General features: G+C 65.1%; 22 protein-coding genes. 11 read left to right on the top strand and 11 right to left on the bottom strand.

From position 1 onward, the window contains the following. Nucleotides 1-67 precede the first annotated feature (67 nt). On the bottom strand, nucleotides 68-577 hold the full coding sequence (locus tag ACZYZ3_RS01105; protein WP_463962022.1) for a hypothetical protein: 510 nt from the start codon (nucleotides 575-577) through the stop codon (nucleotides 68-70). 233 nt (nucleotides 578-810) lie between these two features. Between ACZYZ3_RS01105 and ACZYZ3_RS01100 the strand changes: the two genes are divergently transcribed. After that, on the top strand, nucleotides 811-1,062 hold the full coding sequence (locus ACZYZ3_RS01100) for a helix-turn-helix domain-containing protein (protein WP_463962021.1): 252 nt from the start codon (nucleotides 811-813) through the stop codon (nucleotides 1,060-1,062). Nucleotides 1,063-1,075: 13 nt separating this feature from the next. Here ACZYZ3_RS01100 and ACZYZ3_RS01095 read toward each other — a convergent pair whose 3' ends face one another. Further along, on the bottom strand, nucleotides 1,076-1,321 hold the full coding sequence (locus tag ACZYZ3_RS01095) for a hypothetical protein (RefSeq protein ID WP_463962020.1): 246 nt from the start codon (nucleotides 1,319-1,321) through the stop codon (nucleotides 1,076-1,078). Next, the gene (locus ACZYZ3_RS01090) at nucleotides 1,309-1,710 is read right to left on the bottom strand and encodes a ScoMcrA-related endonuclease (protein ID WP_463962019.1); all 402 of its coding nucleotides are present in this window, start codon (nucleotides 1,708-1,710) and stop codon (nucleotides 1,309-1,311) included. The genes ACZYZ3_RS01095 and ACZYZ3_RS01090 overlap by 13 nt, the downstream gene beginning before the upstream one ends. 139 nt (nucleotides 1,711-1,849) lie before the next feature. Between ACZYZ3_RS01090 and ACZYZ3_RS01085 the strand changes: the two genes are divergently transcribed. Then, nucleotides 1,850-2,740, top strand: a complete 891-nt coding sequence (locus ACZYZ3_RS01085; protein WP_463962018.1) for a hypothetical protein — start codon at nucleotides 1,850-1,852, stop codon at nucleotides 2,738-2,740. Nucleotides 2,741-3,169: 429 nt separating this feature from the next. Here the strand turns inward: ACZYZ3_RS01085 and ACZYZ3_RS01080 are convergent, their stop codons facing one another. Further along, a complete protein-coding gene (locus ACZYZ3_RS01080; protein ID WP_463962017.1) occupies nucleotides 3,170-3,616 on the bottom strand; it encodes a hypothetical protein in 447 nt (148 codons plus the stop codon). Further along, nucleotides 3,613-4,782: a DNA-binding protein gene (locus tag ACZYZ3_RS01075; RefSeq protein ID WP_463962016.1), complete on the bottom strand. Its 1,170-nt coding sequence runs from the start codon at nucleotides 4,780-4,782 to the stop codon at nucleotides 3,613-3,615. The genes ACZYZ3_RS01080 and ACZYZ3_RS01075 overlap by 4 nt, the downstream gene beginning before the upstream one ends. Before the next feature lie 408 nt (nucleotides 4,783-5,190). Here ACZYZ3_RS01075 and ACZYZ3_RS01070 point away from each other — a divergent pair, with 408 nt between their 5' ends. Together ACZYZ3_RS01070 and ACZYZ3_RS01065 are read left to right on the top strand one after the other, a co-directional pair. Further along, entirely contained in the window at nucleotides 5,191-5,940 is a 750-nt protein-coding gene (locus tag ACZYZ3_RS01070; RefSeq protein ID WP_463962015.1) for a hypothetical protein, read from the top strand. Nucleotides 5,941-6,041: 101 nt separating this feature from the next. After that, complete coding sequence (locus ACZYZ3_RS01065; RefSeq protein ID WP_463962014.1) at nucleotides 6,042-6,776, top strand: hypothetical protein; 735 nt, start codon at nucleotides 6,042-6,044, stop codon at nucleotides 6,774-6,776. A 129-nt stretch (nucleotides 6,777-6,905) separates the two neighbouring features. On the opposite strand, the gene ACZYZ3_RS01060 is transcribed toward ACZYZ3_RS01065, so the two are convergent. Continuing rightward, a complete protein-coding gene (locus ACZYZ3_RS01060; protein WP_463962013.1) occupies nucleotides 6,906-7,169 on the bottom strand; it encodes a hypothetical protein in 264 nt (87 codons plus the stop codon). A gap of 406 nt (nucleotides 7,170-7,575) precedes the next feature. Between ACZYZ3_RS01060 and ACZYZ3_RS01055 the strand changes: the two genes are divergently transcribed. Further along, the gene (locus ACZYZ3_RS01055; RefSeq protein WP_463962012.1) at nucleotides 7,576-8,556 is read left to right on the top strand and encodes a ComEC/Rec2 family competence protein; all 981 of its coding nucleotides are present in this window, start codon (nucleotides 7,576-7,578) and stop codon (nucleotides 8,554-8,556) included. Next, on the top strand, nucleotides 8,490-9,503 hold the full coding sequence (gene holA / locus ACZYZ3_RS01050; RefSeq protein WP_463962011.1) for a DNA polymerase III subunit delta: 1,014 nt from the start codon (nucleotides 8,490-8,492) through the stop codon (nucleotides 9,501-9,503). Before ACZYZ3_RS01055 ends, holA begins: the two co-directional genes overlap by 67 nt. Nucleotides 9,504-9,644: 141 nt before the next feature. Here holA and rpsT read toward each other — a convergent pair whose 3' ends face one another. Both rpsT and ACZYZ3_RS01040 read right to left on the bottom strand, forming a co-directional pair. Beyond that, nucleotides 9,645-9,905 carry a 30S ribosomal protein S20 gene (gene rpsT / locus ACZYZ3_RS01045; RefSeq protein ID WP_226775157.1) on the bottom strand — a complete coding sequence of 87 codons (261 nt, stop codon included), beginning with the start codon at nucleotides 9,903-9,905 and terminating at the stop codon, nucleotides 9,645-9,647. 173 nt (nucleotides 9,906-10,078) lie between these two features. Next, nucleotides 10,079-10,708 (bottom strand): type II toxin-antitoxin system PemK/MazF family toxin, encoded by a 630-nt coding sequence (locus tag ACZYZ3_RS01040; protein WP_463962010.1) that lies wholly within the window; start codon nucleotides 10,706-10,708, stop codon nucleotides 10,079-10,081. Nucleotides 10,709-10,899: 191 nt separating this feature from the next. Here ACZYZ3_RS01040 and lepA point away from each other — a divergent pair, with 191 nt between their 5' ends. Both lepA and hemW read left to right on the top strand, forming a co-directional pair. Further along, a complete protein-coding gene (gene lepA, locus ACZYZ3_RS01035; protein ID WP_463962009.1) occupies nucleotides 10,900-12,753 on the top strand; it encodes a translation elongation factor 4 in 1,854 nt (617 codons plus the stop codon). Between the two features lie 42 nt (nucleotides 12,754-12,795). Further along, nucleotides 12,796-14,034 carry a radical SAM family heme chaperone HemW gene (gene hemW, locus ACZYZ3_RS01030; protein ID WP_463962008.1) on the top strand — a complete coding sequence of 413 codons (1,239 nt, stop codon included), beginning with the start codon at nucleotides 12,796-12,798 and terminating at the stop codon, nucleotides 14,032-14,034. Nucleotides 14,035-14,135: 101 nt separating this feature from the next. Here the strand turns inward: hemW and ACZYZ3_RS01025 are convergent, their stop codons facing one another. Beyond that, nucleotides 14,136-14,555 carry a DUF4870 domain-containing protein gene (locus ACZYZ3_RS01025; RefSeq protein WP_463962007.1) on the bottom strand — a complete coding sequence of 140 codons (420 nt, stop codon included), beginning with the start codon at nucleotides 14,553-14,555 and terminating at the stop codon, nucleotides 14,136-14,138. 143 nt (nucleotides 14,556-14,698) lie between these two features. Continuing rightward, on the bottom strand, nucleotides 14,699-15,550 hold the full coding sequence (locus ACZYZ3_RS01020; protein WP_463962006.1) for a DUF3097 domain-containing protein: 852 nt from the start codon (nucleotides 15,548-15,550) through the stop codon (nucleotides 14,699-14,701). A 232-nt stretch (nucleotides 15,551-15,782) separates the two neighbouring features. Here ACZYZ3_RS01020 and hrcA point away from each other — a divergent pair, with 232 nt between their 5' ends. The 3 genes from hrcA (at nucleotide 15,783) to ACZYZ3_RS01005 (ending at nucleotide 18,964) form a co-directional block, all read left to right on the top strand. Next, entirely contained in the window at nucleotides 15,783-16,796 is a 1,014-nt protein-coding gene (gene hrcA / locus ACZYZ3_RS01015) for a heat-inducible transcriptional repressor HrcA (protein WP_463962005.1), read from the top strand. A gap of 102 nt (nucleotides 16,797-16,898) precedes the next feature. After that, nucleotides 16,899-18,026 (top strand): molecular chaperone DnaJ, encoded by a 1,128-nt coding sequence (gene dnaJ / locus ACZYZ3_RS01010; RefSeq protein ID WP_463962004.1) that lies wholly within the window; start codon nucleotides 16,899-16,901, stop codon nucleotides 18,024-18,026. A 2-nt stretch (nucleotides 18,027-18,028) separates the two neighbouring features. Beyond that, nucleotides 18,029-18,964 (top strand): 16S rRNA (uracil(1498)-N(3))-methyltransferase, encoded by a 936-nt coding sequence (locus tag ACZYZ3_RS01005; RefSeq protein WP_463962003.1) that lies wholly within the window; start codon nucleotides 18,029-18,031, stop codon nucleotides 18,962-18,964. 94 nt (nucleotides 18,965-19,058) lie between these two features. Here the strand turns inward: ACZYZ3_RS01005 and ACZYZ3_RS01000 are convergent, their stop codons facing one another. Then, complete coding sequence (locus ACZYZ3_RS01000; RefSeq protein ID WP_463962002.1) at nucleotides 19,059-19,958, bottom strand: GerMN domain-containing protein; 900 nt, start codon at nucleotides 19,956-19,958, stop codon at nucleotides 19,059-19,061. Nucleotides 19,959-20,131: the final 173 nt, after the last annotated feature.

Genomic DNA, 20,131 nt, shown 5'->3' with positions numbered 1-20,131 from the left:
CAGCAGGGTAAAGACCATTATTCAAGAACCAACGTTTAGGAAGCAGTGCTGACGGGCGCGCCACCATCTACGCGCTGTTGTCGCCGCTACCGAATCCGACCTTGCCGCCAAGTGCGGCAACACCTGCTCCAATCGCTGCAATGCCGAACGTCGCGGCGATTGTGAGCAACTTGATGGTGAAGGCCTTGTGCTCGCTGTCCTTTTCGGACTCCATGTTCACGGCTTCGCGAAGCAAATTTAGAATCGAGAATCTATCTTCTCTGCTCAGATTCTCGCGTTCCAGTTCGCGATTGAGAGTCTCTCGATAGGACTGAAAGGCCTCGTGAACCTTCTTCTGACTCTTCCAGCTGTATTTCTGCGCACTCTCGTAGCGCTGCTCGAAGGAGTTCATTGTCTCGTGTACCAGCGATTTGAAGTTAGGGAACTGTTCAATCGCCCTGAGTGCGACTTCTTTGTCCATCTGCGGCATTTCTGCCACGAAATTGAGTAGCTTATCCTTCGAAAGATTGCGCCAGGAGTCAATGTCCAGTGCCTTCTTGACATCATCTTCACTTCTTAAGGTCATGCCTGCCCCCATCTCTATTTCTCAAGTTTCATGCCTTCCCCACGTAGTCAGCGACACCAGGCACCACCGCATTCGCTTGTGCGAATAATCTAATGGCACAACGTCAGTATGCAGTAGCAACCGGGGGATTTTCCGGCCGCTCAATCGACGGTACATGCTTGCTTCCGAACTTCTATACTGCCTGGAGTTGCGCGATGTGAATCTCAGCGTCCGCCAGTCAGCAGGCCCTCATTTAGGATAAACCGGTGACCGATAAACCTAAGACGCACCGCTTCTTGACTACCGACCAGGCGGCCGAAGAGCTGAACGTGAGCCCCAACCAGATCCGCGCCCTGCTGAAGACAGGGGAGTTGCGTGCCATCCAGGTCGGCGGACGCGGCATGTGGCGCATCGGCGTCAACGACCTGGAGGACTATGTTGCAGAGGCGTACCGGCGCACCGCGGAGCGCATCGCCGCTGGCGAGATCGTGGAGGACGGGGAGCTCGACGCCGCGTAGGCCCGAAGTCAGATCACTTGCCCTCTCGGCCAAGGCCAGCGGAATGGCGTTGCCGGTGCCAAGCATAGTAGCGGCGCGATTCGATGCTGTGGGCCGGGCACCGTCGGCCGACGATGCCCGCTATTCGGTCCTCAACCTGGCCGTGATCGCGGCAGCCTCGCTCGATGACGCCCTGCTCATCGATGACGACGTATCCGAGCTCGAAGAGAGCATCGCATCCGAAGAGGCAGGCGAGCATCGACACGTTCAGCGAATCCATACGCTCGTCTTCCGAACAGGCCCAACGGATTGGTTCGCCCACCAGAATTTGGTGTCCGGACCGGCCGGGATCTTGGTGAGTTTGGCAGTGCCTTCGAATGATTCCTCGTGGATATCCACCAGCTGGTAGCCAAAACGATCCAAGATGGTACGTGTCTGCTCACCGCCCGACAGTCGGGGAGGTCCATCCTTGCCGCAGCCGAATTGCAGCTGGAAGGCCATAGCGACTAGGGGTTTGCTGGCGATAGCCTGCCCCCGATCGACCACGACGTACCTGTGAGACTCCTTGAACCTGGTCCGGGAAATGAATTCGTCACTCCCGAGCTCGTGCCAAAGTTCGATTGCCTTATGGATGCTTTGGGATTCCAACTCGACCCATGATCTCTTCATGCGTCTATTCTTACCGGATTAAGGCCTTATTCGATCGACGCGAACCCTGGACTCCGTACATGGCTTGTAACAGCTCTATCGGCGCCTCGTGTCGAAGCGCAAGTTTCGGGTTTTATCGGTGTCTACATAGCATGGCTGTATGGCGAACCGCTTCAAAGGAAAGTCTTGTGTGTTGTGCAACACAGAATCTGTGGGTGTGGGCGAGCACGTGTGGCCAAGCTGGTTCATCAGAGAGTTTCAAGGGGAAGGCCCTTTCTACACGGAGAAAAACGGTCATCGGCTGGTTACCTCAAAAGGTCTTCCACAAAAGATGGAAGCGGTGGCGGGAGCGCACGTTCCGATGTGCGAACCGTGCAACTCACGCCTCAGCAGCACGATTGAGAATACGGCCAAAGACATCGTCCGTAGGCTCGTCCCTTGGAAGGAGGGGCATACGTGGCCCCTGCTCTCTCCCGAAGAAAGCGAAGTTCTCGCACGTTGGTTCCTCAAGGTGGCCCTTCTGACCGCCCACCCAGACGTCATTCACGACAACCCGAGAGTCAACGGGGATCCTAGCCGCAAACTATTCGCGAGCATGGAGCCCGAGTGGCTGAATTGGATGTATGAAGGCGGCGTCCCGCCTGATGAATTCTCCGTCTACTTGACCCGTCGTGCAGTGAGGGAAGAGGAACAGTACACCGGGGAGCAGATCCTTTTTTGTCTCCCTGATCTCAGCGTCGACGGAAGGGATCTGCACTATATGTCAAGATCGCTCGGTGTCCGAGGCTTGGAGGTAACTATCGTCTGGCACCCGGGCTGGCCAATAGTCCACCCCCTCGTCGACGATGGACGCGCGGCCCGACTCTGGCCGAGGCCGGTCGCTATTGATGTCGGACGTCTCCCTGAAGTGCACTCGAAGGAGTTCCGCTTCTACCAAGGTGCGGCGGGGGAACTGCACGTAACCAAGGAACAGTTCAAACATATCTCCCTGAAGCCGCTACTTCACGACTCGGATCCCGTCCTCACGTTATTCGGCGACGACCTGGGCTGAGCCATAAAGCGGGGCAGAACACAGGATTTGATCACATGCAGTAATACGAGATCGCGCACCCTTGCTGTACTGCCCATCCGGCCCCACGCGCCAAGGTTCAGGAAGGAGGCACCTGCAAGAGAAAGAAAGGGATTAATTGCGGGTTAGTGTGTCTTGCCCGTGACCCACCCCTGTTGCGAACTATCTCTGGCGAAAGTTTAGGGGTGGGTTTCGCAGCCCGGCGACATTCAGACCGGCCGGTGTTCCGGTCGAACCAACTGGGATCAGAGAGGCTGGCGATGGTGCCCTTCCCGGGACTGAAAGCGCTCGGGGACCGAGCGGTTCAGTGAGAAAGGCACCCCACGCGTCGCTCAGGGACAGGACCTCGACGATTTGATGGTTGCCGCAGGAACTCATCGGGATCGTTCACGGCAACCAGAGTCATGCCCCTCAGGTGGTCCAGCTGCCCTGTGTCCTGGAGAAGAATTCCTCACGTGTACACGATGCGACGCAGAATTCTGTGGCCTTTGCCCTGACAGCGTTGTCGTTGGACACGATGACCCACGTCCATCCGAAGAGTTGGTTGGCTGTTTCCCGCATCCCGTCCAGAGCGCAGGCGACAAGAATCGGGTCCGCAGCGCCTTTGTTCGCATAGAGGTTCACGAGCGAAGTATCGTCCTCAGGCACGGTGGCCATGATTGTCTGAAGAAATTTCAGAACGCTCGCTGTGGTGGGGTACTCGGCCTCCTTGAGCACCTCGGCGTCAGAGTATCCGTCGGCTTCGTGGAGCACCTCGGACGGGATCCGGCAGCGCGCATGGAAGAACTCAGTTGTTCGCTGTGCCGGCGACACGTGCGAGAGCACGTTGTTATCTATGAGGTACATCTCCTCGTTCATCGGAGCGCTGCCTTCAGTTCGCCGAGGTCACTGGGGCCGATCCGGTTCAGGCAGACGACCCGGCAGAATTCTCGCGTGGTGAGCCGCCGCTCATCGACGGCACGGAGCATTCGTACGGTTAGCTCGCGGCCACTGTACTTCTTTATAGCGTTGACGGGTTTCGGCTGGCGCGTCGGTTTCGTCTTGTTCCGGGCACGAAACTCCTCTTCGAGCTCGCGCAGGTACCCCGTTGCGGTCAATGGGGTGAGCCTGCCGAGGCGCATCGCCCTGACCGCCAGGGCACTCGGGGTCACCTTGAACAAGTCGGCTGCGGACTTTACATCGTCGAGGGCTGCGAGAGTTAGTCCTGTCAGTTCGCCTGCAGGCATGAGGATCTCGCCCACGATGTCGTACTCGCGGCCAGCGTCAGAGGCGGTGCTGTTGGCGTCGTAGCTGACGGGCGCGAAGATCCCGCGTGCGACAAGCACAGCCATCAAAACGAGAGTGAAGATCTGCCGGCCGGCCGGTTCCTGGAAGTCGCCGTGGTCCCCGCCTGTCAGGAAGATGTAGGGCACTTTCGAGTCGCGCACTGTCATGCCGCTGAAGTGCACCTCGATGAGCTGGGGCATGTAGCCGCGCACGCTTCGGGATACAAGCACCTGATTGGCTTCGAGCTGTTCGATGATCAGCTCCAGTGCGGTTTCCTTCTTGCGAGCCTGACGGATGGCTTCACGGTCGAGCCCGACAGCCTTGATGAGGGCCTCGGCGTCTTCCCGTACGGTCGGGCGGGGTTTGCGGAGCAGCCCGACGATTTTGTTCTTCGCGATGGTGGGGTCGTGCTTCCGGGCCAGTGCCTGCTTGCGGAGGAGGTCCTTTACGATCAGCTCGACATCGCGCAGCTTCACGGTTGTCCGGGTGTTCACCGTGAACGTCTCTGGGGCAACGCCCTGCAGCAATTTCGCGGTTTTAGTGCGCAATTGTGCCTGAACCACGGCCGGGGGAGCGAAGAACAACGGGTGAGGGACCTCGGCCTTCCGGGCAAGCACCAAGAGGTCGGAGTACTGGATTTTCGATTTCTCGAGGGCATGGAGATACGGCGCCCTCCCGTTCACCACGGAGTTCTCCAGGAGATCAACGAATACCGACCGGTCGATCGGCACCGATTCGCCCGCAATGATGACATGCACCGTGAAGCCCCCAAGCTTCGGTTCTTTTTCGCAGAATCAGTCCTTGATCTGTTCCACCGCAATGTACACCGTCAAGATCGCAACAACGGGATCTCCACGCCAGCGGGGTGCGTGGCAGGCGTACCAGCAGTTCATTATCACCGATGGTGACAAGGTGCCTATGGCTTTCAGCCGAAACGCCACGGCGCACACGGTGAGTTCCCGCCAGTTCAACCGAACAAACCGAGTATCGCGGCCTGATGCAGAACTTCACGACTACATACTCGAGTTTGCTCGACCTCGTCGACATGGCTGCCCTCGGCCACACCCCACTCCGAGCACGGGTCATTGGTGGCTATGCGGCCTTCTCAGATTCGCCTTGGCAAGCGCGAACTCGGTCGTGGACTCGTTTGCCGATAAGGTGCGGGTATGACCGATCCACTTCCAGGCGCAAGCACGAGTGCCGGCCCTATGCCGACGTCCGAGCCAGTTGAGTTTAAGGACGACGGTGCCTTCCGCCATGTCGGCGCTTGGAACTCGTTTCAATTCGATCCACCGCTGACGCACAATGACTGCCTTGAACTCGACTCGCACGCGCAGGAGCTCGGTTATCGGATGCTGTTCCGGCGGACCGACTATTCGCTCGAAGAGATCCAGGAGCGACTTGTCGAGGAGGGGCCTAGTTCGTTCTTGAACATGACCTGGCTCCAAGAGGACATCTCTCCCAAGGAGCCGCCGAAGACCGCGGAGCAGCGGATGTCGGACCGCATGACCAAGCTCGGGCCGGCCAATGATCTCATCATCACCGATCCATACCTGTTCACGAGCTACCGGAAACGCGACAGCCACAATTACGCGGCCTCGGTGGTGCGCATGATCGCGCCGGCTCTGGGGAAAGGGCTGCGCATCACCGCGATCGTGAGCCCGTCGCAGAACGACGACACGGTGCGCACAGCGGTCCTCGATCAGCTGCACGCCCGGGGCCAAGATCTCCACATCACCGTGGTGGAATCGCATGACTTCCACGACCGGTTCTGGATCGCGGATCGCGCAAGGGGTCTCGTCGTCGGGACGTCACTCAACAAGATCGGCAGTCGAATCTTCTTCGTCGACGAGCTCAGCGAGTCGGACGTGGCTGCAGTGCTCGCCGAGGTGGATGCGATCGTCGGCAGGCAGTAATAGCTGACCGGGTCCCCCCCGGCTGCAATTGCCTATCGACGCATGACCTGTACGCCGTGGCCGACCAGCTCCAAGACCAGCGGAAGTGAGGACAGAACTCGATGAAGTTCGCTTACAAGGACGAGCACGACATAGTCGACCTCGCGTCACGCATCGACGATGCGGACGTGTGCTTCTACCCCGCGGAGAGCGATGTTGCGCACCGGTTCCTAAAATCTCTTCAAGGCGGAGGTCTCTCTCAGCGCGAGCGACCCGACTTCGAGGACCCTGCCGCGTCGCTCCTTCTGGAGGCGATGGTCGTGGACGACCACCCGCGGCCGGGCAAGAAGGATAAGACGCGGGCGCGGGAGGGCGCGGTGCTCCGTGAGCTCAAGGAGGCCGGGCTCGATGTCCGTCCGGATGTCAGAGTCTTCGCATCGGTCATCAACGGGCTTCCGACCGACCAGGATCACAACTACCGGGCCTACGTCGACCAGTTCACGCGCACCGTGCTAAACCACGCAAGCAAAGCGGAGGTGTACAGGGCCGAACGGTCGGGGTACGACCTCGGGTTCCTCGTCTTCGACGAGTCCACGGCCTACTTCGAGACCTTGGGCGCATTCGGGCCGCCCGGCATGGGCCGACCTCATTGGTGGTTCGCCGATTCGGCGTTCGTGGATGTGATGACCCGCTCCAGCGCGGACTGCGTCGTCTGGCTGACGCCATACAAGAGCATGCATGCGGCCGACAATGGCGAGTTCCCGCTCCCGACGATGACGATCCTCGACGTCGCCCTGTTGAGCCGGGAGGAGCGTCTAGTCTACGACGCGGACCGCATGGTCTCCACCGAAGAGTGATACCGGCGCTGCGGGTGCTCAGGGCGCAGCGGACCGGAAACTGACCCCGTGGCGGCTGGCGGCTTCTCCGATCGGCGCCCCTTCCATACCCGCAGCAGTGCGTCGACGACCGGCCGCGGAGCTACATGGCTATGCGTCGGCCTCGGCCACGGAGTCGCCGTTCTCATCATCCACAGGCAGCGCGACCACGACCTTGCGCGCGGACAGGAGCGTCCGGACCGGGCTATGAGGGACATCCATCAACGACGCTCCCCGGGTCGCCTTCAGATAGCGCCAGCCGAACGCCTCTAGTTGCTCGCGGTTTGGTGCTGGTTCATGCCCGCTCTCGGGGAACCGCCGGCGAATAGACTCCGCTTCGTCGTCTTCGTGATCGGGCTCGACTACCATCTGCACCCAAGGTGCTCACCTACCTGGTCCTCGACGATGCTGATCTCAGCGGGAAACACGACGGGCCGGGCCCTACGGGACCTCATTGACGGTTTCCCTGGCTGTCTGTCGCAGCCCCGTCAAAATCGATGACATGCTGCTTGTCGCCGAAGCCTCCCCCCTCTGGAAGCGCCGCCTGCTTCCACCAGGCTCAGCTACTAACATGGTGCCTATAAGAGGCTCCTCCGTGGATCCTCAAAGCGATACGGAAGCAAGCCGTCCGTAGGGATCAAATCAGCCCCGCGTCCTCTGGGGATCCCAGCCGTTGCGGGCTGCTGTGCGTCGTGAATCATGGGTCTATTTTTCAACGATCGCGGTTTAGCTCAGCATATTGATTCAAGCCATTGGGAGCTTCCACCTCTACCCACCTCCTTTGGTAACTTTCACTGGGGCCAACTGCAGCCTCATCCTGGGCGCCCTCCTCTTGGCCGCCCGAACCCTGCGGTTCAACCGGGCGTGCGCAGCGGTCCTCTGCCTCACGGGGTTGGGCCTGTTTGTCCTGATGGTCGGCCCGGAGTCCAGTGTCCTGCGGGCCGCCGTGATGGGCGCCATCGGCCTCGTTGCACTGGCCGGCGGCCGGCCCGGGCGGGCCTTGAGCTTCCTGTGCCTCGCCGTGATCGGACTTGTGCTGGCACAGCCCGGGCTCTCCACCAGCTTCGGATTCCTGCTCTCCGTTCTTGCGACCCTCGGCATCGTGGTGACCGGCAGGCCGATCATGGCCTGGTTCCCGTCGGCGGTGCCGCGCTGGCTCGCCGCAGGATTCGCCGTTCCGCTGTCCGCTCAAGCTTTCTGCGGGCCGGCGATCGTCCTTGTGCAGCCGCAGTTCTCCACCTATGCCCTGCCCGCCAACATGGCCGCCGCCGTCCTCGTCGCACCGGTCACGCTGCTGGGGACCTCAGCCGTGCCGCTGGTGCCGCTGGCCCCTGCCCTCGCCGCCGCGCCGCTGGGCATCGCTGCGGCTTTCGCAACCGGGGTCGGCGCGATCGCACGCTTCTTCGCGGGGGTGCCTGGCGCGGTCCTCCCGTGGCCGGAAGGAGTGTTCGGCGCCGCCACGATGACACTCTTCTCCGCCTGCACCCTCGCCGCCTGGTGGCTGCTGTTCCACCCCGCCCGCGCCGTCGCGCTGGCCCGTGCCGCGCATGAACGGACAGTGGCACTGCTCAGCCGAATCCCGCCCCGCGGCGACGGCATGCGGACACCGCAGGGAGGGTCCCGGCCCGGCTTGGTGCACCGCCCGGGCCGTGGCAGGCTTAGAGTCTGCAAACAAATTTCCGGGAGGAAACCTCAGTGGCTGCTGCCCAGACCCCACGTGCACGGTCCGCCGCGTCGAACACCGCCACTTGGCGGGACGTGACCCCGGCCGCCGTCGTCCTGGTCGGCGGACCGGAAGACTATCTGGGGTCCCGTGCCATGGACCGCATCCGGGCGCACGCCCGCGCTGCAGCCCCCGACGTCGAAGTCACCCGGCTCAATGCCGGCAGCTACGAGCCAGGTTCCCTCGCCATGAACGTCAGCCCGTCCCTTTTCGGCGAGCAGAAGCTCATCGAGGTGGAGGGCCTGGAAGGCATGAACGACGCTTTCCTGGCCGACGGGCTGAAGTACCTCGCCCGCCCCGAGCCCGACGCCGTGCTGGTCCTCCGCCATAGCGGCGGCGTGCGGGGCAAGAAGCTCCTGGACGCTGTCAAGGCAGGCGGATGGCCGGTAGTGGACTGCCAGCCCCTGAAAAAGGACGCCGACAAGGTCGCCTTCGTGACGTCCGAGTTCAAGGCGGCGTCCCGGCGCATCGATCCCGACGCCGTGCATGCCCTGGTCAACGCCGTCGGCGCCCATCTGGCTGAACTCGCCGCAGCCTGCAGCCAATTGATCGCCGATGCCGCCACCGGGGTGGATACCGCCATGGTGGACCGGTATTACGGGGGCAGGGTGGAAGCCACCGCGTTCAAGGTCGCCGACGCCGCGATGGCTGGCAACGCCCCGCTGGCACTCTCCACCCTGCGCCACGCCCTCGACACCGGGGCGGATCCAGTGCCGCTGGTGGCCGCGCTGGCCTCGAAGCTGCGCACCCTCGCCAAGGTTGCCGGCGCGCAGGGATCCTCGTCGCAGATTGCCAAGCAACTGGGCATGCAGCCCTGGCTTGTCGAACAGGCGCAGCGCGAAGTGCGGCGCTGGACTCCGGAGGGGCTCGTCCGGTCCATCCAGGTGACAGCCGAGGCTGATGCCCAGGTTAAGGGCCTGTCCCGGGACCCGGTCTACGCCGTCGAACACGCTGTGACGGTGATTGCGACCTCCGTGCGCCGCTGACGCCGGGCTTCGGGTGCGCTTTCCGGACGGACGGGCGCCGCCCGGGCCACGATGTGCCGGGCCATGACGTGTGGCTTAACTGGAAGTGGCCGGCGCCCGAGGGTGCCGGCCACAATCATCAGTTCGAATGAACTGGAAACCTTAGAGCGCGTTGACCTTCTTGGAGATGGCCGACTTGCGGTTTGCAGCGTTGTTCTTGTGGAGAACGCCCTTGCTGACAGCCTTGTCCAGCTTGCGGCTGGCGGAAAGCAGCGCGGTAGCCGCAGCATCCTTGTCGGTGGACTCAACGGCGGTGTTGACGGCGCGGATGGCCGTCTTCAGCTCGGACTTGACTGCGTTGTTACGCAGGCGGGCCTTCTCGTTGGTGAGGATGCGCTTCTTCTGGGACTTGATATTAGCCACGTGTGAACTCTCTTTTTCAATGCGGAAAATGGTCTAGAGGGCTTTCAGATTGGCCATTGACTGAGCGGCGTGGGGATACCTATGGCGACCAACCATCTGTGGCCGTCGACCTGCACGGACACACAGCTGTCAATAGTAGCAGAGAGCCCGGCGGAGTGGCGATTTAGCGGCGTTCAGCGCCAGCCGTGGCGGCTCTGCAGGACGCCCGCGATGAGGCGGAAGCTTCCTGCGTCGAGGATGGCGCCCTCGCGCCGGACATCCTGCGGGTTGATCTGCAGGATACGGTCCAGTTTCGCTTCGCTGGGACGCGACTGCCGGTCCCAGGGGCCGGTGCCGATGTCCACGTAGTCGTCCGCGCGGCGCGCGTCGCCGTCGTGGTCCTTGCTGGTGAGCATCAGGCCGAGCAGATAGCGGCCGCTCGAGCCCACCAGCAGCACCGGTCGGTCCTTGCCCCGCGAGTGGTCCTCCTCATACGGCACCCACGTCCAGACGACCTCGCCCGGTTCGGGCCGGCCGTTGAGGGAGGGCGCGTAGCTGACCTTCGCCGTTCCGCGGAAATCGCCGGGATAGGCCTTGGCCAGGCCGGCGGCGGCGCCGCCTCCGGTCCCCGGCCGTCCGCCGGTTTTCGAGCCGGTCCGTCCCGGCTGGGCCTTCGTGCCGGACTTGGCCCTTGTTCCAGGCTTGGCCTTGGTGCCGGCCGGTCCGGCCGTGCCGGAGCTGCCGGGCGCTGAGCCCGGGCGCCCCTCCAGGAAGCGCATGGTGCTGCGGATTGCATTGCCGATCGAGCGTAAGTTCCAAGCCATGGGAAAACCCTACCGGCAGCGTACCCAGTCAGGCGGCAGTGAGGCGGCCGGCCGAAGGCGGGGATGCACTCCCATGGGCCCGGACGTGGGAGACTATAGGTTCAGAGATGCGGCACGTCGCGGGCTGGGAAGCCAGCCCCCGCGCCGGTCTGTGCAAAAGCCAACAGTATTGCCAACAGTAAGGACCCTGCGTGTCTCCCATGGCCCGCACCGCCCCGGTGCCCGCGGCAACAGATCCGGACATCATCCGGAACTTCTGCATCATTGCGCACATTGACCACGGCAAGTCAACACTGGCCGACCGGATGCTCCAGTACACCGGCGTGGTCCAGTCCCGTGACATGAAGGCCCAGTACCTGGACCGCATGGACATTGAGCGCGAACGCGGCATCACCATCAAGTCCCAGGCGGTCCGTATGCCCTGGGAACTCGACGGCACCAGCTACGCGCTGAACATGATCGACACTCCCGGACACGTTGACTTCACCTACGAGGTTTCCCGTTCCCTCGCGGCCTGCGAAGGCGCCGTGCTGTTAGTGGACGCGGCCCAGGGCATCGAGGCCCAGACGCTCGCCAACCTCTACCTGGCGATGGAGAACAACCTCACCATCATCCCGGTCCTGAACAAGATCGACCTCCCGGCGGCCCAGCCGGAGAAGTACGCGGCTGAACTGGCCAACCTGATCGGCGGCGACCCGGACGAGGTGCTGCGCGTCTCCGGCAAGACCGGCATGGGCGTCGAGGTCCTGCTCGACAAGATCGTCCGCGACCTTCCGGCCCCCAAGGGTGACCCAAACGCCCCGGCCCGCGCCATGATCTTCGACTCGGTCTACGACACGTACCGCGGCGTGGTGACCTACGTCCGCGTGGTGGACGGCATGCTGCACCCCCGCGAACGCATCCAGATGATGTCCACCCGCGCCACCCACGAACTCCTCGAGATCGGCGTCAGCTCCCCGGAGCCGACTCCTTCCAAGGGCCTCGGCGTCGGTGAGGTGGGCTACCTCATCACCGGTGTGAAGGACGTCCGCCTTTCCAAGGTCGGCGACACCGTCACCAACCTGGCCAAGCCGGCCTCCGAATCGCTTCCCGGCTACGCCGATGCCAAGCCGATGGTCTTCTCCGGCCTCTATCCGCTGGACGGCACGGACTACCCGGTGCTGCGCGATGCACTCGAGAAGCTGATGCTCAACGACGCCGCCCTCGTGTACGAACCGGAGACGTCGGCCGCGCTGGGCTTCGGCTTCCGGGTGGGATTCCTGGGCCTGCTGCACCTGGAAATCACCCGCGAGCGGCTCGAACGCGAGTACAACCTGGACCTCATCTCCACCGCCCCCAACGTGGAATACGAGGTCACGCTGGAGGACAAGAAGGTCGTCCACGTGACGAACCCCAGCGAATACCCCACTGGAAAAATCGCCGAAGTCCGCGAACCGATGGTCGCCGCCACCATCCTGGCGCCCAACGAGTTTGTCGGCGCCATCATGGAGCTGTGCCAGAGCCGGCGCGGCGTCATGGGCGGGATGGACTACCTCTCCGAGGACCGGGTGGAAATCCGGTACCGCCTGCCGCTGGCCGAGATCGTCTTCGACTTCTTCGACATCCTCAAGTCCAAGACCCGCGGCTACGGCTCGCTCGACTGGAAGGCCGACGGCGACCAGGTGGCCGACCTCGTCAAGGTCGACATCATGCTCCAGGGCGAACAAGTGGATGCCTTCTCCGCCATCACGCACCGTGACAAGGCCTACGCCTACGGCGTCATGATGACCGGCAAGCTGCGCGAACTCATTCCGCGGCAGCAGTTCGAGGTGCCCATCCAGGCCGCTATCGGTTCCCGCATCATCGCCCGGGAAAGCATCCGTGCCATCCGCAAGGACGTGCTCGCCAAGTGCTACGGCGGGGACATCACCCGAAAGCGGAAACTGCTGGAAAAGCAGAAGGAAGGCAAGAAGCGCATGAAGATGGTGGGCCGCGTCGAGGTCCCGCAGGAAGCCTTCATCGCCGCCCTCACCACGGACGAGTCCAAGGACAAGGCCAAGAAGTAGCGGTGCCAGTGATGACTGTCCCCACGCAGGCAGGCCCGGACCGTGCCTAGCGCCCTCCCGCTGGGCGACCCGGCGCCGCCGGACGGGCTGCTGCCGGCCCAGGCGCTGGAAGGCGCCCCGGGCCGGGCGTTCGGGCTGTACGTGCACATCCCGTTCTGTGCCGTGCGCTGCGGCTACTGCGACTTCAACACCTACACCGCCACGGAGCTCGGCGGCGGAGCGTCCCAGGACGCCTACGCCGGCACCGCCATCGCGGAGGTCGACTTCGCAGCGGCGGTCCTGCGGCACAGCGGCCTGCCGCCGCGCCCGCTCAGCACGGTCTTTTTCGGCGGCGGAACGCCCACGCTGCTCCCCGCCGCGGATCTGGCCCGGATTCTCACCACCGCCATCGCGGCCTGGGGCCTCGAGCCCGGCGCCGAGGTCACCACCGAGGCGAACCCGGACTCCGTCACCCCCGAATCACTGCAGCTGCTGGCCGGCGCCGGCTTCACCCGGGTGTCGTTCGGAATGCAGTCCGCGGTGCCGCACGTGCTGAAAGTACTGGACCGCACCCACACCCCAAGCCGGGTGCCCCAAGCGGTCCAGTGGGCCCGGGAGGCCGGCCTCGCCGTCAGCCTCGACCTGATCTACGGGACGCCCGGGGAGTCGCTGGCCGACTGGCGCTACTCGTTGGAGACGGCACTGTCCTACGGTCCCGACCACATCAGCGCCTATGCGCTGATCGTGGAGGAGGGCACCAAACTCGCCGCGCAGATCCGCCGCGGCGAAGTGCCGGGAATCGACGACGATGACCATGCCGCCAAGTACGAACTCGCCGACGAACTGATTTCGGCCGGCGGGCTCGCCTGGTACGAGGTCAGCAACTGGTCCCGCACCCCGGAGCAGGCCTGCCGCCACAACCTCGCCTACTGGCGGGGGGACGACTGGTGGGGGATCGGCCCCGGTGCGCACTCACACGTCGGTGGCGTGCGCTGGTGGAACGTCAAGCACCCCACCGCCTATGCCAACCGTCTCGGGTCCGGGCTCTCGCCGGCCGCCGGCCGGGAAACCCTCGATACGGAGACCCGCAACGTGGAGCGCGTCATGCTGGAGGCGCGGCTGAAGTCCGGGCTGGAGATCGCCAGCCTGGGCGGGCTGGGTACCACCGGGCGGCACGCCGTCGCGGGACTCATCGCCGACGGCCTCGTGGATCCCGTGGCGGCCTTCCGCGGCAACCTCGTCCTGACGCTCAAGGGCCGGCTGCTCGCCGACGCCGTGGTCCGCAGGATCCTGCCGGACTGACGCGGGTACTGGGGGACTGACACGGGCCCCGGGGGACTGACCCGGCCCCGCTGGAAGGCTCACGTCTTCCCGGAGTTCCCAGCCAGGGCAGGGGCTGCGGCCTACTTGATCCAGCGGAGGTTGAACTCGTAGCGGTGCGGCTGGCCGCGGTTGACGTGGATGCCGGCCGCGACCGAGAAGCACGTCACGGCAATCCAGATGACCGTGGCCAGGACCGCGAAGATGTTGCCCACCACCGGGACGAAGACCAGCAGGTTGCACAGCACGGCAGCAATCGTGGGGGGCAGCGTGAAGTTCAGGGCTTCCTTGGACTCCTGGGCAGTGAACGGGCCGCGGTCCTTGAAAATCAGGTAGATCAGCAGTGAGGGAACGCAGCCCAGAATGCCGCCGAAGTGCGCCAGCGTGGCCCACTGCCGGTCCTCGTTTGCCGTCAGCGGCAGCGCATTTGCGGGAACGCCGTGGTACGGGGGCTGGCCATGGCCGGCGTGGTTGCCAGTATGTTCGCGTGCGTCATCTGCCACGTTGTCGTCCTTCGGATTGCGGTGGTGCGTTGCTGCCTGGGGGTGCCAGGGCTGCGCCGGGAGCGCAGCCGCCTTATCAAGAATACTTGCTCGGGCCCGGAATCACCGATCGGCCCGCTGGCGGGGCTGCGCGGCGGGGCGCCTCAGGGGACGGTGAGGAAATCGATGACCTCCTCCACCCGGCCCAGCAGGGACGGTTCCAGATCGGCGTAGCTCCGGACCGCGCCAAGGAGCTTCTGCCAGCCCAGGCCGATATCCTCCTTGGTGCTGTGCGGCCAGCCGAAGGCCGTCAGGATGCCGGTCTTCCAGTCCACGCCGCGGGGGACCACCGGCCACTTCTCGATTCCCAGCACGGCGGGCCGGATGGCCTGCCACACATCGACGTAGGGGTGGCCGACGATCAGGACGTTGCCGGCTGCGCCGGGGGACGCCATCACAGCCTGGGCGATCCGGGATTCCTTGGAATCGGGCACCAGATGGTCCACCAGAACACCGAGCCGGCGTCCGGGCCCGGGCCGGAAATCGGCCACGGCACCGGCCAGGTCATCAATGCCGTGCAGCGGCTCGACCACGATGCCCTCCACCCGGAGATCGTCTCCCCAGACCCGTTCGACGAGTTCGGCGTCGTGCTTTCCCTCCACCCAGATCCGGCTGGCTTTGGCCACCTGGGCGCGCTGGCCGGACACCCGGACGGAGCCGGAAGCGGTTCTGGTGGCGCCGGCGGGTGCCTCGGCGGCCCGGGGCGCCGGCGGCATCAGCCGGATCGGCTGGCCCTCCAGCAAGAAGCCGAAGCCGAGGCGGAAGGACCGGGACTTCCCGCGGCGGTCTTCGAGGGCCACCACGACCATGCCGCCGGATTTCTCCACCCGGGTGACAGCACCGACCCAGCCGGACTGCACATCCTCGAGCACCATTCCGCGCTCCACCGGCACTTCAGGCAGTTCGGTCCGGGCGGGCGCGGACAGGTCCCGGGGGCCCCAATTCTGGTACGACATCGGTTACACACTGCTTTACGCTCGGTTTGCTGCGGCGGGCTGTGCCCGAAAACACCTGCCCCGGGAGGAACGCCCGGAGCGAATTCAATGCTAACAATGCGGCGACTCATATTAGACTGGTTAGCACTTAGGCATGTCGAGTGCTAATCACTATGCCTTTGTGCCGGAACAGTGTCCGGCGCGGCCGGCGAGCGGCGGCACAGGATGCGGGACAGTCGAATGGAGGTGGAGCGTGAGCGAACCACGCAAGCTCGAAGTGCTGCGCGCCATCGTGGAGGACTACGTCCATTCACGGGAACCCGTCGGCTCCAAAGCCCTCGTGGAGCGGCACCACCTCGGGGTGTCCAGTGCCACGATCCGCAATGACATGGCGGCCCTGGAAGATGAGGGCCTCATCACGGCGCCGCACACGAGCGCCGGGCGCATTCCCACAGACAAGGGTTACCGGCTCTTCGTGGACCAGATTTCGGCGGTCAAGCCGCTCTCACCGGCGGAGCGCCGCGCCATCCAGGCACTGCTGGAGGGCTCCGAGGACCTCGACGACGTCCTCGACCGGACGGTGCGGTTGCTCTCGCAGCTGACCAACCAGGTCGCCGTTGTGCAGTACCCCCACCTCAGCCGCGCCAAGGTGCGGCACATCGAATTCGTCCTGCTGGCGCCCCGCAAGGTGCTCGCAGTGCTGATCGCAGACACCGGCAAGGTGGAACAGCGGGTTATCGACACGGGGCAGGAGCTGTCCGATGAGGTCCTGTCCGAACTGCGCACACGGTTCCTCGGGAGCCTCTCGGGCACCCCGCTGAACCTGCTGCCGCAGACGCTGCAGTCGATCATTGCCGGCTGCCCGCCGCCACGTCGCAGCGCCGCGCAGGCACTGGCGCGCGGCCTGGAGGCGCTGGCCACCAGCAGCCGCGAGGAGCGGATGGTCATGGCCGGGACCGCCAACCTGGCCCGCTCCAACGTCGACTTCCCGCTCAGCATCGGCCCGGTGCTGGAAGCCCTCGAGGAGCAGGTGGTCATGCTCCGCCTGCTGAGCGACATGGCAGAGGACCCGCGGGGCGTGACAGTCAGCATCGGCCGGGAAAACCCGTATGACGGACTCGCCGAGGCCTCGGTAGTGGCTACCGGCTACGGCCCGGACGCGACGGCGAAGGTCGGCGTGCTGGGCCCCACCCGGATGGACTATCCGACCACCATGGCCGCCGTCCGGGCCGTGGCCCGCTACCTTTCGCGGATTCTCGGCCCCTGACGAACCGCGTCCACCCGGCCGGCCAGACGGGCCGAGACCAGACTTCTTGCCCCTAACAGGCAGTGCCCCACCGGCAGTACAAAAAAGGAAGAGATACACATTTTGAGCAGCCATTACGACGTTCTGGGAGTCTCCCGCGAAGCTACCGGAGAAGAAATCAAGAAGGCCTACCGCAAACTCGCGCGGACCCTCCACCCGGACGTGAACCCGGGGGACGACGCCTCGGACCGCTTCAAGGCCGTCACCCACGCCTATGAGGTGCTGTCCGATCCGCAGAAACGCCGGATCTACGACACCACGGGCAACGAGAACGGCACCGACAACGGTTTCGGCGGCGGCAGCTACGCCGGCCAGGGCTTCGCGTTCCAGGACATTTTTGAGACCTTCTTTGGCGCCGGCGGCCAGGCCGGACCGGCCTCCAGGGTACGCCGCGGCCAGGACGCCCTGATCAGCGTCCGGATCGACCTCCGCGACGCCGTCTTCGGCGTCAATAAAAAAATCGAAGTGGACACGGCCGTCACCTGCCCCACCTGCGATGGCTCGTGCTGCCGTGCAGGCAGCCACCCGGAACGCTGCGACATCTGCGGCGGCAGCGGCCAGGTCCAGCGCGCCGTGCGTTCCATCCTCGGCCAGGTCATGACCACGGCCCCCTGCGGGTCCTGTGAGGGCTTCGGCACCGTTATCAAGGACCCCTGCAACGAGTGCGCCGGCCAGGGCCGCATCCGCAGCCGGCGATCCCTGACGGTCAAGGTTCCTGCCGGTGTCGCCACCGGCACCCGCATCCAGCTCTCCGGGCAGGGCGAGGCCGGACCTGCCGGCGGCCCCGCGGGCGACCTGTACGTCGAGATCCGGGTCAACAACGACGCCACGTACGTGCGCGACGGCGACGACCTGCACGCGAGCCTCAACATCCCCATGACCGCCGCCGCGCTGGGCACCGAGCTGACCCTCGACACCTTCGACGGCCGGCAGGAGATCGATGTCAAGGCCGGCACCCAGTCCGGTGAGGTCATTACGCTCCGCGGGCTCGGCGTCACCCACCTGCGCGGCTACGGCCGCGGCGACCTCAAGGTCCATCTCCAGGTGGACACCCCCACCAAGCTCGACGCCGCCCAGGAGGATCTGCTCCGCCAGCTCGCCAAGCTGCGCGGGGAACAGTTCAGCGAAGGAAAGCTCGCCGCGGGCGGCGGGGTCTTCGCGAAGCTTCGGGACCGGCTCGGTAACCTGTAGCGGTGAGCAACCCGGTCTTCTTCACTGCCCCCGGCAGCCTGGACGGGCTGGCCCCCGGTTCCGTCTTCGTCCTTGACGGTCCCGAGGCCCGCCATGCGGTCACGGTGAAGCGGCTTGGTGTGGGGGAGACCGTGGACATCGCCGACGGCGCCGGAAAACGCCTCACCGGCACCGTGGCCGCCGTCGCTCCCGGCGAACTGTCCGTGGAGTGCTCCGGACTCGCCGAGGAGCCCCGGCCAGCGGTGCGGCTCGTCCTGGTCCAGGCCCTCGCCAAGGGGGACCGGGACGAACTCGCCGCCGAAACCGCCACCGAGCTCGGGATCGACGCCGTCGTCCCCTGGCAGGCGGAACGTTCGATTGTCCGCTGGAAGGCCGAACGCGCGGCGAAAGCCCACGCCAAGTGGCAGTCCGTCGTAACGGCGGCGGCCAAGCAGGCACGCCGCGCCTGGATTCCCCAGGTCCGCCCCGCCGTCGACGGCGCCGGGCTGCAGGCCGCGGTGGCGGCTGCCGACCTGGCCATCATTTTGCACGAGGACGCCGTGCGTCCGCTGCGACAGGTGCTGGAGGCCTGGCAGAACGCCGGCTCAGGCGCCGCCGGTTCAGCGGCCGACGGCGCTGCGGGCGCTGCGGTCGGCGGCACTGTGGTTGGCGGCCCTGCGGACGCCGGCTCAGGCGCCGCCGGCACTGCGGACGACGGCACTGCGGACGACGGCACTGCGGACGGCCGGGCAGACGGCGGCCGCGAGGTGCTGCTGATCGTCGGACCCGAGGGCGGCATCAGCCCGCGGGAAGTGACCCGGCTCTGCGATGCCGGCGCGGTGACGGCCCTGCTGGGGCACCATGTGCTGCGCTCGTCCACGGCCGGTCCCGCCGCCACGGTCCTGGCCAGCGACATCCTCGGCCGCTGGGAGCGTCCGGCGGTCCGTCCGCGTATGTAATTTGCGCATAGCGGTCGACTGCTCCGTAAGGGCCGTTTTGAGGGATCAAAAGGGCCGTTACGGAGCAGTCGACGCTGAAATCCGGCGGGGTCCGCTATTTGACCGTGAACCCTCGGGTGTCGACGTTCAGATCCTCGGCCGGGTTGCCCTCTTCGAGCTGCGACACCCGGACCTCGTAGTTGCCCGGCCCCAGGCTGACTGACAGGCCGAAAGCTCCCGACTGGCCGGCCTCAGCCGAGGCCGTGACCGTCCCGTCCAGGTACCTGGTCTCGACGCTGCCCTCGATGCGCAGGATCTCCCACTTAAGTTTGCCGCCCGGTGCGGTGCTGCGGCCGGAGATCTTGACGGCACCGTCCTCCACGGAGGTCCGTTCCTGGGGATCAATGATCCACACCGGGGCGACCATGCCGGCGCTGCGGGCCGTCGGGGACCCAAGCCGGACGTGGTTGAAGGCCACGTAGTCGGTATGCCCGTCCACGAGCACCACCACCTGGATCTGCTGGCCGGCGTCGATCAGCCCCGCGCTGGCCGCGGCTGCCGTCGCGGTATAAACGAGCTGCTGGACCGCACGCCCGGCCATGGCCGGGTCCACATTGGAGTTGAAGGCATCCGCGGACATGTCCACCGTGATGACGTTCTTGCCCGAAATGGAGCTTGCCAGTTTCTTGGGGTTCTGCCACGGGGTGAAGAAGTCCGGATCGAGCGGCTTCTCGGACATCATGACCCGGAGCGCGCGTGTGACCGGGTTGTCCTGTTCCGGAACCTCACGGAACTCCCGGTAGAGGAACATGCTGTCGTTGCTCCGGCCGATCCAGTACACCGGCGCCTTGTTGGACGCCTGCGTGGTTTCCAGCGGCGCGCTCGTGGCCGGTGCCGACGCCTGGGCAGACAGCACCGGCGACGGGGCACCGGAATCCGTGATGCCGGTCTGGGGGGTGGCCACGCAGCCGGTGAGGGCCAGGGCCAGCGCCGCGGGCAGCGCCAGCAGCGGCATGCCCGGACGTCTCCGCCTGCCTGCCGCTGTCTGCCCAGTCCCGCGATCCCTGATGGCCGCTGCCTTCCGCTGCTCGGATTCCTAGAGTTCAACCACCCCCAGCCCGGCTCAAAAGCCGTGCCGGGGGACGGTTTCCAGCATGGCATACGGGTCCGGCGCGAACGCCAGGATCC

The organism is Pseudarthrobacter linnaei (assembly GCF_055412825.1).
This window is presented reverse-complemented; position numbering and strand designations above follow the sequence as displayed.

Bases quoted from the DNA above. Each gene is read 5' to 3' on its own strand.
- ACZYZ3_RS01090 (WP_463962019.1), bottom strand. From the start codon at position 1,710: ATGAAGAGATCATGGGTCGAGTTGGAATCCCAAAGCATCCATAAGGCA.
- ACZYZ3_RS01040 (WP_463962010.1), bottom strand. From the start codon at position 10,708: ATGGCTTGGAACTTACGCTCGATCGGCAATGCAATCCGCAGCACCATG.
- ACZYZ3_RS01085 (WP_463962018.1), top strand. From the start codon at position 1,850: ATGGCGAACCGCTTCAAAGGAAAGTCTTGTGTGTTGTGCAACACAGAA.
- ACZYZ3_RS01105 (WP_463962022.1), bottom strand. From the start codon at position 577: ATGGGGGCAGGCATGACCTTAAGAAGTGAAGATGATGTCAAGAAGGCA.
- ACZYZ3_RS01020 (WP_463962006.1), bottom strand. From the start codon at position 15,550: ATGTCGTACCAGAATTGGGGCCCCCGGGACCTGTCCGCGCCCGCCCGG.
- ACZYZ3_RS01000 (WP_463962002.1), bottom strand. From the start codon at position 19,958: ATGCCGCTGCTGGCGCTGCCCGCGGCGCTGGCCCTGGCCCTCACCGGC.
- ACZYZ3_RS01070 (WP_463962015.1), top strand. From the start codon at position 5,191: ATGACCGATCCACTTCCAGGCGCAAGCACGAGTGCCGGCCCTATGCCG.
- ACZYZ3_RS01095 (WP_463962020.1), bottom strand. From the start codon at position 1,321: ATGGATTCGCTGAACGTGTCGATGCTCGCCTGCCTCTTCGGATGCGAT.
- ACZYZ3_RS01080 (WP_463962017.1), bottom strand. From the start codon at position 3,616: ATGAACGAGGAGATGTACCTCATAGATAACAACGTGCTCTCGCACGTG.
- ACZYZ3_RS01065 (WP_463962014.1), top strand. From the start codon at position 6,042: ATGAAGTTCGCTTACAAGGACGAGCACGACATAGTCGACCTCGCGTCA.